At 29.6% G+C, this 16,371-nt stretch carries 15 protein-coding genes; 12 read left to right on the forward strand and 3 right to left on the reverse strand.

Annotated elements, in window-relative coordinates; translation table 11 throughout:
- Positions 1–3 precede the first annotated feature (3 nt).
- The 9 genes from CAMP5082_RS00720 to CAMP5082_RS00760 all read left to right on the forward strand — a co-directional run bounded on the left by CAMP5082_RS00720 (position 4) and on the right by CAMP5082_RS00760 (position 8,357).
- On the forward strand, positions 4–621 hold the full coding sequence (locus CAMP5082_RS00720; RefSeq protein WP_337205620.1) for a TlpA family protein disulfide reductase: 618 nt from the start codon (positions 4–6) through the stop codon (positions 619–621).
- Complete coding sequence (locus CAMP5082_RS00725; RefSeq protein ID WP_087684979.1) at positions 605–898, forward strand: ATP-dependent Clp protease adaptor ClpS; 294 nt, start codon at positions 605–607, stop codon at positions 896–898. The genes CAMP5082_RS00720 and CAMP5082_RS00725 overlap by 17 nt, the downstream gene beginning before the upstream one ends.
- The gene (locus CAMP5082_RS00730) at positions 895–3,024 is read left to right on the forward strand and encodes an AAA family ATPase (RefSeq protein WP_337205621.1); all 2,130 of its coding nucleotides are present in this window, start codon (positions 895–897) and stop codon (positions 3,022–3,024) included. The genes CAMP5082_RS00725 and CAMP5082_RS00730 overlap by 4 nt, the downstream gene beginning before the upstream one ends.
- Complete coding sequence (gene aat, locus CAMP5082_RS00735; protein WP_337205622.1) at positions 2,999–3,640, forward strand: leucyl/phenylalanyl-tRNA--protein transferase; 642 nt, start codon at positions 2,999–3,001, stop codon at positions 3,638–3,640. Before CAMP5082_RS00730 ends, aat begins: the two co-directional genes overlap by 26 nt.
- A gap of 92 nt (positions 3,641–3,732) precedes the next feature.
- Positions 3,733–4,164 (forward strand): flagellar basal body rod protein FlgB, encoded by a 432-nt coding sequence (gene flgB, locus CAMP5082_RS00740; protein WP_337205623.1) that lies wholly within the window; start codon positions 3,733–3,735, stop codon positions 4,162–4,164.
- Positions 4,165–4,174: 10 nt separating this feature from the next.
- Positions 4,175–4,669 (forward strand): flagellar basal body rod protein FlgC, encoded by a 495-nt coding sequence (gene flgC / locus CAMP5082_RS00745; protein ID WP_039618718.1) that lies wholly within the window; start codon positions 4,175–4,177, stop codon positions 4,667–4,669.
- Positions 4,670–4,672: 3 nt separating this feature from the next.
- Positions 4,673–4,969, forward strand: a complete 297-nt coding sequence (gene fliE / locus CAMP5082_RS00750; protein ID WP_337205624.1) for a flagellar hook-basal body complex protein FliE — start codon at positions 4,673–4,675, stop codon at positions 4,967–4,969.
- A 3-nt stretch (positions 4,970–4,972) separates the two neighbouring features.
- Positions 4,973–6,781 carry a peptidoglycan D,D-transpeptidase FtsI family protein gene (locus CAMP5082_RS00755; protein WP_337205625.1) on the forward strand — a complete coding sequence of 603 codons (1,809 nt, stop codon included), beginning with the start codon at positions 4,973–4,975 and terminating at the stop codon, positions 6,779–6,781.
- Positions 6,782–6,788: 7 nt separating this feature from the next.
- Positions 6,789–8,357, forward strand: coding sequence for a BspA family leucine-rich repeat surface protein (locus CAMP5082_RS00760; RefSeq protein WP_337205626.1), 1,569 nt, complete (start codon positions 6,789–6,791; stop codon positions 8,355–8,357).
- Here the strand turns inward: CAMP5082_RS00760 and hemH are convergent.
- The 3 genes from hemH to CAMP5082_RS00775 are packed head-to-tail and all read right to left on the reverse strand — an operon-like array spanning position 8,344 to position 11,203.
- Complete coding sequence (gene hemH, locus CAMP5082_RS00765) at positions 8,344–9,270, reverse strand: ferrochelatase (protein ID WP_337205627.1); 927 nt, start codon at positions 9,268–9,270, stop codon at positions 8,344–8,346. The genes CAMP5082_RS00760 and hemH overlap by 14 nt on opposite strands.
- A 2-nt stretch (positions 9,271–9,272) precedes the next feature.
- The gene (locus CAMP5082_RS00770) at positions 9,273–10,130 is read right to left on the reverse strand and encodes a Gfo/Idh/MocA family protein (protein WP_337205628.1); all 858 of its coding nucleotides are present in this window, start codon (positions 10,128–10,130) and stop codon (positions 9,273–9,275) included.
- Positions 10,127–11,203 carry a DegT/DnrJ/EryC1/StrS family aminotransferase gene (locus tag CAMP5082_RS00775; RefSeq protein ID WP_337205651.1) on the reverse strand — a complete coding sequence of 359 codons (1,077 nt, stop codon included), beginning with the start codon at positions 11,201–11,203 and terminating at the stop codon, positions 10,127–10,129. Before CAMP5082_RS00775 ends, CAMP5082_RS00770 begins: the two co-directional genes overlap by 4 nt.
- 108 nt (positions 11,204–11,311) lie before the next feature.
- Between CAMP5082_RS00775 and alaS the strand changes: the two genes are divergently transcribed.
- The 3 genes from alaS to CAMP5082_RS00790 are packed head-to-tail and all read left to right on the forward strand — an operon-like array spanning position 11,312 to position 16,322.
- Complete coding sequence (alaS, locus tag CAMP5082_RS00780) at positions 11,312–13,849, forward strand: alanine--tRNA ligase (protein WP_337205629.1); 2,538 nt, start codon at positions 11,312–11,314, stop codon at positions 13,847–13,849.
- Positions 13,849–14,391 carry a septum formation inhibitor Maf gene (gene maf / locus CAMP5082_RS00785; RefSeq protein ID WP_214118141.1) on the forward strand — a complete coding sequence of 181 codons (543 nt, stop codon included), beginning with the start codon at positions 13,849–13,851 and terminating at the stop codon, positions 14,389–14,391. The genes alaS and maf overlap by 1 nt, the downstream gene beginning before the upstream one ends.
- A complete protein-coding gene (locus tag CAMP5082_RS00790; RefSeq protein ID WP_337205652.1) occupies positions 14,391–16,322 on the forward strand; it encodes a penicillin-binding protein 1A in 1,932 nt (643 codons plus the stop codon). The genes maf and CAMP5082_RS00790 overlap by 1 nt, the downstream gene beginning before the upstream one ends.
- The last annotated feature ends 49 nt before the right edge of the window (positions 16,323–16,371 follow it).

A 16,371-nucleotide genomic window follows, 5' to 3' on the forward strand; every position in this document is an offset into this window, starting at 1 on the left:
TTGATGAAAAAATTTGCTTATTTATTTTTTACATTTGCTTTTGCATTTTTAATAAATGCTTGCTCAAGCGAAGAAAAAATTGAAAACAAATTTGCATTTGCTGAGTATAAAATGGGTGATGAAATTCTTTTAAAAAGTGTCAATGGTGGTGAAAAAACCTTAGTAAGAACACAAAATGGTTTTGTGGTAAAAGGCGAAGAGAATAAAATTTTAATGTTTGATTTTTTTGGAACCTTTTGCACACCTTGCCAAGAAGAAGCTACCCATTTAACAAGCTTATGGCAAAAAAATACAGATAATTTTATCATCATAGGGCTTAGTCATTTTGAAAATGTAAGCGATCAAACCATAAAAGATTTTGCCATTAAATATGGGGCGTATTATTTTTTAAGCAATTCTAAAGAAAATAATAGAATTGTTGCACAAGCCTTAAAAGATATTAATTACCAAAGCATGGAACAACTTCCTTTTAAAGTAGTTTTAAAAGATGGTATTTATCAAGATTTAACAGACTTTTGGAATAAAGACTCAAAAAGTTATGTGAAATATTATCTTGGAAAAGTTTCTACTCAAACTATGCAAGAAGATATTACTAGGATATTAAATGAGTCTAAAAAGTGAAATTTTAGAACAACAAAAACTAGCAGAACCTAAAATGTTTAAGGTTTTGCTTTTAAATGATGATGTTACCACTATGGATTTTGTAATTGAAATTTTAATGAATATTTTTCATCATGATTTTGAAAAAGCAAGTGCAATTATGCTTGAAATCCATCATCAAGGAAGTGGAGTTTGTGGTATATATACAGAAGAGATTGCACTAAGTAAAAAACAGCAAGTTGACACGGCAGCAAAAAACAATGATTTTCCACTCCAAACAAGGATAGAAGAACAATGAAATATAAAGAATTAATTGACTCATTTATACCAAATGCAAGACATTTAAGCTTTATCAATCATCATGAATTTATCACTTGTGAACATTTGCTTTTTGCTTTAGTTAAGCTTAGCAATGATTTTAAAAATCTACTTGAAGAAATCGGGGATGGTGATTTACAAGGCTTTGAAAATGAGTTAAAAAACTACTTAGCTAAAAATAACGAAATTTTAAAAAAAGAAATAGAACCTATTTTTTCTGTGATCTTGGAAAATATACTACACAAGCTAAATGCAAAAAATCAAACAAGTGTGATTGATTTTATCATCGCACTTTGCAAAGAAGAAAAAGCTTATTCTTATAATATTTTAAAAAAACACCTAATAGAAGAAGAAAAAATAAAAGAATTATTGCAAAATGCTGAATTTGAAAATTTAAAAACCCATACTATAGAGCTAGTTGAACTTGCAAAAAAAAGCAAAATAGATCCTGTTATAGGTAGGAAATTTGAACTTGAAAGAATGATGCAAATTCTAAGCCGTCGCAAAAAAAATAATCCTATTTTAGTTGGTGAGCCAGGCGTTGGTAAAAGTGCCATTATAGATGGACTAGCGTTAGCTATAGCTGAAGAAAAAGTACCAAAACATTTAAAAAACTCAAAAATTTATAGTCTTGATATGGCAAGCTTGCTTTCAGGGACAAAATACAGAGGTGATTTTGAAAAAAGATTAAAAGATATCATTAAAGAATTAGAAAATATCCCTAATGCTATTTTATTTATAGATGAAATTCACACCATAGTAGGAACTGGCGCAAGTAATGAAAGTCATGCAGATATGTCAAATTTATTAAAACCTGCACTAAGTAATGGCAACATTAAATGCATAGGTGCAACTACTTTTATAGAATATAAAAACACCTTTGATAAAAACAAAGCCCTAAGTAGAAGATTTGCAAAAATTGATATAGATGAACCAAGCGAAGAAGAATGTTTTTTAATCTTACAAGGCTTAAAAAGCAAATATGAAAATTTTCACAAAATCAAAATCAGTGATGAAATTTTACAAACAAGTATAAAATTAGCAAAACAATTTTTACATGATAAATTTTTACCAGATAGTGCGATTGATTTAATCGATGAGCTTGGTGCAAGTTTTGCTTTAGAAGATAAAAAAAGTAAAAAAATAGTAAAAATAAAAGATTTAGAAAATACTCTAGCAAGAATGACACATTCTCATAAAATTTATGAAAGCGATCAAGGTAAAATTCTTAAGAACTTAGAGCATGATTTAAAACAAAACATTTTTGGGCAAGATGAAGCTATTAAAGCTTTATGTTCTATTTTAAAACAAAGCTATGCAGGATTAAAAGGTAAAAACACCCCAAAAGGTGTGTTTTTATTTACCGGTTCAAGCGGGGTTGGTAAAACCGAACTTGCGAAAAATTTAGCACAAATTTTAAACCTTAACCTTGAAAGATTTGACATGAGTGAATACTCACAAAAACATGACGTGAGCAAACTCATAGGAACTTCAGCAGGTTATGTGGGCTATGAAGATGGTGGCTTGCTTAGTAATAGTATTAGAAAAAATCCTTTTAGCGTAGTTTTATTTGATGAGATAGAAAAAGCTCATCCTGATTTAACTAATACTTTTTTGCAAATTTTTGATAATGCGAGCTTGACGGATAATAGTGGTTTAAAAGCTGATTTTAAAAATACTATTATCATTATGACTTCAAATTTAGGCTTAAAAGAAAGTAATGAGCTTGGTTTTTTAAGCAGCGATAAAGAAAAAAGTAATAAAGCCATAAAAGATTTTTTTGCGCCTGAGTTTATCAACCGTATTGATAAAATCATTCATTTTAATGACTTAAATCAAGAAATTTTAGAACAAATCGTCCAAAAAGAGCTAGATTTAATGGCGAAAAATTTAAATAATATCACCATAGAAGCTGATAAAAAAGTAAAAGAATTTCTTGCTAAAAAAACCAATAACAAAGAATTTGGGGTAAGATTATTAAAACGCATTATTGCTGAAGAATTAGGAGAGAGATTAAGCGATGAGATTTTGTTTGGAAAATTAAAAAATGGTGGTAAATTAAAACTCAAACTTTCCAAAAATGAAAAAATCGAATTTGTATTCTAAACTTTTAAAAAGCCCTGATGATGCACCTGTTTTTATTAGCGAAAAGCTAGAAGTAGATTTTATACCTCATGCTTATCGTCTAGGGCTTTTTCCATGGACTAGTAATCCTGTTACTTGGTGGTGCCCTTCTCCTAGAATGGTGCTTTTACCTGATGAAGTGCGTATACAAAAAAGCATAAAAAAGGCTTTAAAAACTTATGAAATAAGACTTGATTTTGATTTTAACTCTCTTATAAGTCATTGCGCAAAAAGAAAAAAAACTTGGATAAGTCAAGAATTTATACAAGTTTATACAAAGCTTTTTGAGCAAAATTTAGCTCATAGTGTTGAAGTTTATGAAAACGATATTTTAATCGGTGGTTTATATGGACTTATCATAGGCAAAATATTTTTTGGTGAAAGCATGATAAGTCTTAAAAAAGATGCCTCAAAAGTAGCCCTAATAAGACTTTGTGAGCTTTTAAAACCATATGATTTTTTAATAGATTGTCAAGTGCCTAATGAGCATTTAAAATTTATGGGTGCTAAAGAAATGACAAAAAAAGATTTTTTAAAAACACTAGAAAAAAAAGTTTCACTTGAAAGTGGCTTTAAAAATTTCAAAAATTTACTATAAAAAGATATACTTATAGATAAACAAAATTGCATAAATATTTTGGAATGATTTTTGCTTTTAGTCTATAAAAGCTTTATTTTAAAGGAAAAATTATGATAAGCCCTTTTAAATCAAAAGAACTTATTGTTGATGCTTTAGCAGGAAGAAACCTAAGAAGTCAAATGATTAATTCTAACCTTGCAAATGTTGATACTCCTTTTTATAAAGCAAAAGATATAGAATTTGAAACTGCTTTAGTTAATAGAGCAAATGAAATTTTTAAAAAGAAAGATACCAAAGAGCTTGAATTAGCAAGTACAAATGCAAATCATCAAAAACCTTGGAAATTTCCAGATCCTAATAAATCAACCATTTATTTAAGAGATGGGCATTTAGCAAGAAATGACGCAAATACAGTAGATCTTGATGTAGAAACTACTGAAATGAGTAAAAATACTATGATGATTACTGCTTTAGATGGTGTTTTAAGAAGACAAAGTAATATTTTTTCAACCATCATAGACACAAGCTCTAAATTAGGCTAGGAGAAAAATAATGGCTTATTTAAGTGATTTTGATATTAGCGGATACGGACTTAGCGCGCAACGCTTTAGAATGAATGTAATTAGCTCAAATATAGCTAATGCAAACACTACTAGAACAGCAGAAGGCGGTCCGTATAGAAGAAGAGAAGTGATTTTTAAAGCGACTGATTTTAATGAATTACTAAATAAACAAATCGCTAAAGATAATAATTTTTTAGAATATGAAAATCCTTTAAATGACCCTGCTTCGCAAAAAGATGCAAAACCTGCTATAATGAGCGTAGTGGTTGATAAGGTTGTAAGAGATGATAAAGATTTTCGTATGAAATTTGATCCATCTCATCCAGATGCGAATGAACAAGGTTATGTTGCTTTTCCAAATATAAACCCAGTCATTGAAATGGCCGATTTAATAGAAGCAACAAGAGCTTACCAAGCAAATGTAAGTGCTTTTACAAGTACTAAAACTATAGCACAAAGTGCGATAGATTTACTAAGAGGTTAATAAATGAACACTATTAATGGTATAAATCAATTTAACAATGTTAACAACAAAAACAACAATAGCAACACAAATAACATAGGTGATGAATTTTCAAGCTTATTAAAAAATTCTATTAACAACCTTAATAAAACTCAAGAAACAGCTGAAGCTGCTATGGTAGACATCGCAACAGGCGAAGTAAAAGACTTACACCAAGCAGCAATTGCTATTAGCAAAGCTGAATCAAGTATGAAATTTATGCTTGAAGTTAGAAATAAGGCTATAAATGCATATAAAGAAATTTCAAGAACTCAAATTTAATATATGCTTTCAAACACCATTAGAAATAGAGTTTCAAAGGTAGCTTTTGCTTTTTGTATGGCTCTGTTTTTTATGGCCTTGTTTTTACTTTCTACTTTTTTTCTAACCTCAAAACGCCATATACCAAATACCCAAAAAGAACAATATTTTTCCGCTCTTAGAGGCAATATCATCACAAGCGATAATTTTACAGTAACTTCTAGTAGGCAAATTTATAGAGCAGAGATTGATCTAAGAAGTTTAAATCCTGATAAAAAAGAATTATTCTTAACGCTTTTTCAAATTTATAGTGGTGCAAGCGATGAACAAATGCAAGATATCAAAAAAAGAATGCTTGCAAAAAAAAGAAGAAGTTATAATTTTATTTTACTCCAAGATATTAATTCAAAAGATGCAAGTTATTTAAAAGAATTAGCTAAAAAGCTTTATACTCAAGGTTTTTTTAAGTCTTTTACAAATAACAATGGCAGAGTTGAAACAAGAGGACTTGATATCATAGAACACAAAGAAGATCGCGTGTATATGCCAAAAGACTCACTTACTCCTATCATAGGCTACACAAGAACTTATATGGACGAAAAAAGCGAAATTTTTAAAAATGTCGGCATAAAAGGCTTAGAAAAATATTACAATGAATGCTTAAGTCCTTTACAAAATGCAAAAATCCAAGGTTTAAGAGATATAGGTGGCAATATTATCTTAAATTTACACTCTTATGAAAAGCGTAAAATAGATGGATGTAATTTATACTTAAATATTTCACTAAAACTCCAAAAAGGCTTAGAAAAGGCTATTGATAAAAGAAATGAAGATCTAAAAGCTAATGAAATTATAGTTGCAATTATGGAAAGTAAAAGTGGAAAAATTTTAGCCCTTGCTAGCTCAAGAAGATATGATCCACAAAATCGTGGAAAAGATCTATCTGTGCTTAATGCAAGTGCGATAGAATATGGCTATGAAGCGGGTTCTGTTATAAAGCCTTTTATATTTACCACTGCTTTAATGCTAGATAAAATCAAAGTCAATGAAATCATCAACACCCAAGGTGGTCAATATAAGCTTGGTCGTTTTACTATACGCGATGATCATAGAAAAGATAAAATGAGCATGGAAGAAGTTATTACCTACTCTTCAAATGTCGGTATGATTAAAATCGCCCAAAGATTAAGCAATCTTGAAATCATCTCAGGGCTTAGAATTTTTCGTTTTGGAGAAAGAAGTGGTATTGATCTTCCTTATGAACAAAAAGGAGAAATACCAAATCCAAAAAGATTAAGAGAAGTAGAAAAATCTGTATTAAGCTATGGTTATGGCTTAAAAACAACTTTTATGCAACTTCTAGCTGCTTATAATGTATTTAACAATGATGGAATTTATATCACACCACAAATTGCAAATAAAATTTATCAAGATGGACGCTTAATAAAACTTGATGATGAAGTTAAAAAAGAAAAAATTCTCTCAAGTAAAGCTGCCAAAGAAATGCAACAAATTTTAATCAATGTTATAGAAAAAGGAACAGGTAAAAAAGCACAAACTCAAGGCATTATCATAGGTGGTAAAACAGGTACAGCTAGGATTGCTGAAAGAAAAGGCTATACTTCAAATCGCTATAATGCTTCATTTTTTGGCTTTGCAAATGATGAAAAAAACAATTATACCATAGGAGTTTTGGTAAGAAATCCTACCAAGGCTTATAGTTATTATGCTGCACAAAGTGCTTTACCTATGTTTAAAGATACAGTAAATCTTATGATAAAAGAAAGTTATTTAAAGCCTATAGAAAGTCAAAACAATGACATCAAAAAATAAAATTACAATGATAATAATCTTTTTTATATTGATTTTTTGTTTCGCTTATTTAAAGTACTGGGTTTTATTATTTATATCTTTACTTGTATTTTTGGTTATATTGTATTTACTCAAACTGCAATCAAAAAAGATAATCCACAAACCAAAAACAAAAGAAACTCTTGAATATTTAATACTATCAGATATTCCGCTTAAAAATATAGATACAAGTTTAATTCAAGATATGAGCTATTTATTTAGTAATATTAGTGAAGAAAAATTTATAGGTATAGAAACTTGGGATACAAGTAATGTTGATAACATGGAAGGGATGTTTTTAGGATGTAAAAATTTTAATTCCTATATCAACAACTGGGATGTAAGTAAAGTAAAAAACATGGCTAAAATGTTTCAAGGGTGTGAAAATTTTAATCAAGCTCTAGATAAATGGAATACATCTAATCTTGTTAATACACATAAAATGTTTCAAGGATGTAAAAAATTTAATCAAAATATTAATTCTTGGAATACATCTAATCTAAGAATAACTTCTAAAATGTTTTATAATTGCATAAGCTTTAATCAAGCTCTAGATAAATGGAATACACTTAAAATTACAAATTCAAAATCTATGTTTGAAAATTGTAAAAATTTCACGCATTCACTTGATAATTGGGACATAAAAAACATAACTATCAAAGATAATATGTTTAGTGGCTGTTGCAAATCCATATTTTCTTTGGCAAATTTTAAACAATATGAAAAATTATTCAAAGACCACAAAAACAATACAACACAATCTTTTATTTTTGGTAAAAAAGAATATGCTCATATGTATAATCCAAAAACCAAAAGCGAACTAAAAGCCTTAGTTGATGATTTAAATACAAGCCTTAAAGATATCAATGTAAGCAATATACAAGAAATGGATTGTTTATTTAAAAATAGCAAAAGAAAAGATTTTAGTGGTATAGAAGAATGGGATGTATCAAATGTAACAAGCATGAATGAAATGTTTTATGGATGTAAAAATTTTAATTCCTATGTCAATAACTGGGATGTAAGCAAAGTAAAATACATGAACAAAATGTTTTATGGATGTAAAAAATTCAATCAAAATCTAAATAATTGGAATACAAAAAGTTTAAAGTCCATTGCTGGGATGTTTTACAATTGCAAAACATTTAACCAACCACTAGATAAATGGAATACTAGCAAAATCATCAGCATGCATGCAACTTTTGCTGGTTGCGAAAATTTCAATCAAAATCTAAACAATTGGGACACAACTAAAGTTATAAATATTAGTTATATGTTTTCAAATTGCTTTAGTTTTAATCAAGCTTTGGATAAATGGGATGTTTCAAATGTATTATGGATGGAATATACATTTTTTTGCGATTCTATTTTCAAAATTCCTTTTTCAAAAACTCCAAAATTTAATCAAGATTTAAACAATTGGAATATTGATAGTGTTATAAGCACACAAGGTATGTTTAGTGGATGTACAAGCTTCAATCAAAAACTGTCAAACTGGAATTTGGAAAATATCCCGAGAAAAAAATATATGTTTTTTAATACTGCTATAAAGCATTAATATAAAAAGTATATTTTACTTGATTTAAAATAAACTCTATAAACTCATCGCTATCATTAGGGCAAGCAATAAGCTCATAATCACTTTTTGCTAAGTGTCTATACTCAACTCCAAGTTCAAAAATAGTTTCAGAACAATCTATACAAAAAGATATAGGATAAATCAAAGCTTTTTGATCTAAACTTTCTAAAATATCACTTGTATTTGGTTCAAGCCATTTAACTGGACCTAGTTTTGATTGATAAGATAAAATGATTTGATCAAATTCATTTTTTAGTTTTTCTTTTAAGATACCCACATGCTCTTGCACATGTTTTTCATACAAATCGCCTTTTTTAATCACTGAAAGCGGTAAAGAATGGGCAGAAAAAATCAAAGTTTTATAATCACACTCTTTCTTTTTTTCTAAAATATGCTTTATAATCATTTCATTATAAAGTTCATCTTTATAAAAAACATCAATGATTTTTACATTAGCTTGATTTTGGATATTTCTTAGCTCATTTTGCACCACTTCTAAAGAACTAGTTACAGTGGTTTTAGAATGATGGGGGTATAAAGGAAATAAAATGATTTCTTCATTTTTTTGAAAATCATATTTTGAAAAAACCTCATTTGCAAAGGGTGGTACATAAAGACTAATAAAATCAAAGCTATATTTTTTAGTTTTAGAATTTAATTTATCACATAAACTTTGCGTGATTTGAGTAAGCGGGGATTTCCCACCCATTTTTTCATAGTTTTGCTTCATAGCTTTTAGTCTTGATTTTCTTATCATAAAGGCTACAAATTTTCTTAAAAAAACATTTTTTATCCCTAAAATATAAGGATCATTAAACATATTTTTTAAAAAAACTTCACATTCTTCAAGTTTATTAACCCCGCCCATATTTAAAAAAAATACATATTTCACTATCAAACACCTTCTAAAATTTCTTGCACTCTCAAAGCATCTTCAATGCTAGCTAAATTTTCACAAACTCCATTTTGCAAAAGCTCAAAAAAGGCTTCATGCTCAGCATATAAAGGAGAATTTTCATATAAATTTGGAATTTTTTGCATATTGATAAAAAGTTCAAAATTTTTAAGATCAAGTTCATAAGTATGTTTTTTACCTAAAAGTGTGATTTTTCTTATAATGCATTGTCCATTCCAGCTATCATGAATACTTGCTAAGATATTTTCTAATTTTAAGCTTATCATTACCTCATCTTCAAATTTATCATGATGAAAGCTTTTATAAATATTTGCTTTTAAAATTTGCTCTTGACTTAAAAATCTAACTAAGTCAATATCATGCACACTAAGATCACTTAAAACACCTACATCGTTTATTCTTTGCGGATAAGGCGAAATTCTTTGTATGTTAATACTTATAATCTCATCTTCTAAAAGTTTTTCTTTTAAAGTTAAAATAGCAGGATTAAATCTCTCACAAAAACCCACCCCTACTTTGACTTTGTTTTCTCTAGCTTTTTGCTCTAAGATTAAAATTTCATCAACATTTAACGCCAAAGGCTTTTCTATCAAAACATTTTTTATTTTAGGAAAAACTTTTAAAGCTATATCTAAATGCGTATGGGTAGGCGTAGCAATGATAACACCATCAAGATTTTGTTTTAAAAAATCATCAAAATTTTTATGAAAAAAGTGTTTAAATTTATCTTTACAGAAAGGATCATAAAGATGAATTTCTTTTACTTTTAAATTACGCTCAAGTTCTCTTAAATGGTTTTTACCCATTTTACCAAGGCCTATAAGCCCTATTTTCATTTAAAAGCCTCAATCACTCTAGCTTGGTGCTCTTCTTTTAAAAATGCACTCATAGGTAAGGATAAAATTTCATCACTTAAAAGCTCTGTATTTGGCAAATCACCCTTTTTATAAGCAAGATAATCAAAAGCTTCTTGCAAATGAAGCCCTAAAGGATAATGCACAGCAGTAGGTATACCTTGCTCTTGTAATTTTTGCATGAAATTTTCTCTATTCTTTACACGCACGCTATATTGAGCCCAGGCACTCATAAAATCATCTTTTCTTGGTGGTAAAATACAATTTTTTAAATTTTCATCATAAATTTTTGCTATTGCTTCTCTTTTTTTAATCTCTTCATCTAAGTATTTTAATTTCACATTTAAAATAGCTGCTTGGATAGTATCAAGCCTTCCATTAATACCGATGTATTTATGCTTATATCTTTGTACTTGTCCATGATTTAAATAAATTTTTATTTTTTGTGCTAATTCATCATCTTGGGTAAAAATCGCTCCACCATCTCCATAAGCACCTAAAGGCTTAGACGGAAAAAAGCTTGTGCATGATATATCAGCTATAGCACATGATTTTATACCTTTTTGACTAGCTCCAAAACTTTGCGCACTATCTTCTATCAAAGCAATATTTTGACTTTTACAAAGCTCTTTTAGAGTAAGCATATCGGGCATAAGTCCAAAAATACTCACAGCAATTATAGCTTTAGTTTTAGGCGTGATAGCACTTTGAACTTTTTCTAAACTAAGATTATAATCTTTAAAATCAATATCTACAAAAACAGGTTTAGCGCCGATTAGAGCAACCATTTCAGCTGTAGCTATAAAGGTAAAACTTGGCACTATTACCTCATCATCTTTACCTACACCCAAAGCCATCAAGGCTAAAAATAACGCACTTGTGCCACTTGAACAACCTATTGCATGTTTAATACCTACATATTTAGCTAAATTATATTCAAACTCTTCTAATTTTGCACCACCTATAAAAGAAGTGCTTTGTAAAATTTCACTAATAGCCTCATCGATTTCATTTTTATAAGCATTATATTGAGCATTTAAGTCTATAAAAGGAATTTTCATTGTATTACCTTAGTAAATTTAAAATCATGATTATAAGATAGTTTTACTTAATTTAAAGTATTTTTGGTATTATTTTAAGCAAAAAACTAGCTAGGAAAATCTATGGATATAAGAAAAGAATATTTAGAATTTTTTAAGTCAAAAGGACACGAAATCACTCCTTCAAGCCCTTTAGTGCCTGATGATGCAACTTTACTTTTTACTAATGCAGGTATGGTGCCTTTTAAAAGTATATTTACCGGAGAAGTACCACGTCCTAATCCTCCGCGTAAAACAAGTTGTCAAACTTGTATAAGAGCTGGTGGAAAACATAATGACTTAGACAATGTAGGCTACACAGCAAGACATCATACTTTCTTTGAAATGCTTGGAAATTTTAGTTTTGGAGATTATTTTAAAGAACAAGCCATTGCTTATGCTTGGGAGTTTGTAACTGAAGTTTTAAAACTACCTAAAGAAAGACTATATGTAACTGTACATGAAAGCGATGATGAAGCATATGAACTCTGGCAAAAACATATAGAAAAAGAAAGAATTTATAAATTTGGCGATAAAGATAATTTCTGGCAAATGGGCGATACTGGACCATGCGGACCTTGTAGTGAAATTTTTTATGATCAAGGTGCTGAGCATTTTAATTCTAGTGAAGATTATATGGGTGGTGATGGAGATAGGTTCTTAGAAATTTGGAACCTAGTTTTCATGCAGTATGAAAGAAGTGCTGATGGCACACTTACTCCATTGCCAAAACCTAGTATTGATACAGGCATGGGACTTGAAAGAGTTAGTGCTATAAAAGAAGGAAAATTTAGCAATTTTGATAGTTCTTTGTTTATGCCTATTATTGAGAGTATTGCAAAACTTTGTGGCAAAACTTATACCTACGAAAATGGAGCTAGCTATAGAGTAATCGCTGATCATATTAGATCAAGTGTATTTTTACTTGCTCAAGGAGTTGGTTTTGATAAAGAAGGCAGGGGCTATGTTTTAAGAAGAATTATGCGCCGTGCCTTAAGACATGGATATTTACTAGGTCTTAAAAGAGCTTTTATGTATGAGCTTGTAGATGTAGTGTGTGAGTTAATGGGTGGGCATTATACTTACCTAAATGAAAAAAAAGAATTTATCAAAGAACAAATCAAACTAGAAGAAGAAAGATTTTTAAGCACTATTGAAAATGGCATAGAAATTTTTAATGAAGAACTTAAAAAAACTAAAGATATTTTTAGCGGTGAAGTAGCTTTTAAACTTTATGATACTTATGGTTTTCCACTTGATTTAACCCAAGATATGCTAAGAGAAAAAAATCTTAGTGTAGATGAGGCTAAATTCAATGAGCTTATGCAAGAACAAAAAGATAGAGCCAAAGCTTCTTGGAAAGGAAGTGGAGATAAAGCAGTTAGCGGAGACTTTAAAGTTTTATTAGAAAAATTTGGCAAAAATACTTTTAGTGGTTATGAAAACTATGAAGAAAAAACTAAAATCATGGCTATTTTGGATGAGAATTTTAAAATCATAACCGAAGCTAAGGCAGGAGATATAGCATGGTTAATGCTTGAAAAAACTCCATTTTATGCAACAAGTGGAGGGCAAAGCGCTGATATAGGTTTTATCAATGAAAATGAGGTTTTAGATACACAAAAATTCTTTGATATTAATCTTAGTCAAATGAAATTAAAACAAGATCTTAAAACAAATGATGAAGTGTTAGCTTGCATAGATACTAAAAAAAGAGAACAAATCGCAAGACATCATAGTGCGACACATTTACTACACCATGCTTTAAGAGAAATTCTTGGCTCACACATTAGTCAAGCAGGTTCTTTGGTAGAGCATAATAAATTAAGGTTTGATTTTACTCATCCAAAAGCTCTAAACAAAGAAGAATTAAAGCAAATAGAAGCTTTAGTAAATACTTACATCATGCAAGCAAATGAAGCTAAAATTGAAATTTTGGCTTTAGATGAAGCTAAAAAAAGTGGTGCCATAGCTTTATTTAGTGAAAAATATCAAGAAAAAGTAAGAGTTTTAACCCTAGGAGCTAGTAAAGAGCTTTGCGGTGGCACCCATGTGAAAAATAGCTCTGAAATAGGAAGTTTTTACATCATCAAAGAAAGCGGAGTTAGTGCTGGAGTTAGAAGGATAGAAGCAGTAGTAAGCAAAGCTGCACTTGATTATGTTAATGAAAATTTAAAAGAACTAAACCAAGCTAAAGAAGAGTTAAAAACTCATGATATTTTAAGCTATGTGGCAAAATTAAAAAATGAAATAGCTAGTTTAAAAAATGAATTAAAAAATTCAAACAAAGCAGAATTAAACTCTAAAGAACTAAATGGCATTCAATATTGTGTGCAAAAAATAGATAATGGTGATATAAAAACCATGATAGATGAGTTTAAAAATAAATTTAACAAAGCTGTGATTTTACTTTTACAAGAAAAAGAAGGTAAGATTATCATAGCAGCAGGTGTTAAAGACACTTCGTTAAAAGCTGGTGTTTTGGTAAAAGAAATTGCGCAAATACTTGGTGGAAACGGTGGTGGTAGAGATGATTTTGCAACAGCTGGCGGTAAAGATACAAGTAAAATAGAACAAGCGCTTGATCATGCTAAGAAAATCATAGAAGAAAGTCTTGCTTAATGCTTTATCTAGCTTCAAGTTCGCCTTCACGCGTTGCTTTATTAAAAGAAGCAAATATCGCTTTTGAACAAATTATTATCGATTATGATGAGAGCTTGGTAAAAAAAGATAATCCAAGCTCTTATGTGCAAAAAATTGTTTTAGAAAAAGAAAGGCAATTTTTTGCAAAATATCCTGATTTAAAAAATGTTTTATTTGCTGATAGCATAGTTTGTGCTCAAAATATCATTCTAACTAAAGCTAAAAGCGACAATGAGGCTTTTAATATGCTTAATCTACAAAGCGGCAAAAGCATTAGCGTTTTAAGCGCGATGATTTTGGTTTTAGAAGATAAAAAGATTTTTAATCTTAGCAAGTGTGATTTGATTTTGGATAAATTTGATTTAAAAGATATGCAAGAATACATTGAGTCAAAACTTTATCAAGGTAAAGCCGGAGCTGTGATGTGTGAGGGCTTTCATAAAAAATACATTAAAAAAATCATAGGCCATCAAAGTACAGCACTAGGGCTTAATATAGAACTTTTGAAAGCATTTTTATGATAAAAATTTTAAAAATATTTCTTTCTTTTTGTATAGTGTGTGCAGTTGGAGTTTTTATATTTATTGCTTATTTGTTTTCTGATTCTGATTTAAATCAATACACTTTTAAAGATTACAAACCACCTCTTACAACACAAATTTTTGATAAAAATGGAAAATTAGTTGCAAATGTTTTCGAGCAACACCGCTTTTACGCTCCTTATGAAGAGCTCCCACCAAGACTTATAGAAGCTTTGGTGGCTATTGAAGATACTAGCTTTTTTGAACATGGTGGGGTTAATATAGATGCGATTTTTAGAGCAGCTATTAAAATCATAAGAAGCGGTGGAAAAACCATGGAAGGAGCCTCCACTCTTACGCAACAATTCATAAAAAATACAGAATTAACCCCTGAACGCACTTTAAATAGAAAACTAAAAGAAGCTTTGCTTGCATATAAGATAGAAAGCACTTTAACTAAAGAGCAAATTTTAGAAAGATATTTAAATTTCATCTTCTTTGGACATGGATATTATGGAGTAAAAACCGCTGCGCTTGGGTATTTTAGAAAAAATTTAGATGAGCTTAGTTTGAAAGAAATTGCCATTTTAGTAGGTATGCCAAAGGCTCCAAGCACTTATGATCCTACTAGACATTTGGATCTTTCTTTAGCAAGAGCAAATAGCGTAGTACAAAGGATGTATAATCTTGGTTGGATTTCTAAAGAAGAGTATGAAAATGCCTTAAAAGAGATTCCAAAAGTATATGATGATACTTTAACACAAAATGCAGCTCCTTATGTTACTCAAGAAGTTTTAAAACAACTAAGCGGAATTAAAGATTTAAAAAGTGGTGGTTATAAAATAGAACTTGCCATCGATCTTGATATACAAAGCATTGCAAGAGAGGCTTTAAAATTTGGCTATGATGAAATAGTTAAAAGAGATAAAGATGCAAATTTAAGCACACTTAATGGAGCTATGATAGTAGCAAATCACCAAAATGGAGATATATTAGCTTTAGTAGGTGGGGTAAATTACACAAAAAGTAATTTCAACCGTGCTACTCAAAGTTTAAGACAGCCTGGAAGTTCTTTTAAACCTTTTTTATACCAAATTGCTATTGACATGGGTTATTCTCCTATGAGCAAGGTTGCTGATATTTCAAGAATTTTTGAAAGTACCAAAGAAGATGAGAAAGACTGGAAACCTAAAAATTACGGTGGAAAATTTCTAGGGCTTATAAGCTTAAAAGAAGCGCTAACTGGTTCAAGAAACCTAGCTACCATAAATTTAGCTCTTGCCCTAGGACTTGATGTGATCCATGATAAACTTCAATTTATGGGCTTTGAGAATATACCAGTTGATTTATCTATAGTTTTGGGTAGCTTTGGAATTTCTATTTATGACTATGCTAAACTTTATACAGTATTTGGAAATTATGGCGTGCAAAAAGATTTGATACTCATTAAAAGAGTAATTGATAAAAATGGCAAAATAGTAGTAGAGTTTAACTCTGGAGAAAGAAAAATCAGTGAACCTGAACAAGCCTTTTTAGTTAATGATATGATGCAAAATGTTGTTAAAAAAGGTACTGGACGCAATGCTAGGGTAGAAGGGATTGAAATAGCTGGAAAAACTGGTACTTCAAATAAAAGCATAGATGCGTGGTTTTGTGGCTTGACTCCTGAAATAGAAGCTATCATTTGGTATGGTAATGATGATAATAAACCTATGAAACAAATCGAAGGTGGTGCAAGGACTGCTGCTCCGGTTTTTAAAGAATTTTTAACAAAATACTTAGAACTTTATCCTGATAGTGCCAGAAAATTTATCATTCCAAAAGGAGTTTATCAAGGAATTTATGAAAAGCAAAGAGAATATTATACCAATACTTCTCCATTTCCAAAAAATAACCCTGCTCTATCTGAAAACAGTGAGATAATTTTTTAAAAATATTTTTTTATATAATAAAAATTATCCTTTTATTTTCCTTTATATG

This window comes from Campylobacter sp. LMG 17559 (assembly GCF_024723605.1).
Taxonomy (GTDB): Bacteria; Campylobacterota; Campylobacteria; order Campylobacterales; family Campylobacteraceae; genus Campylobacter_D.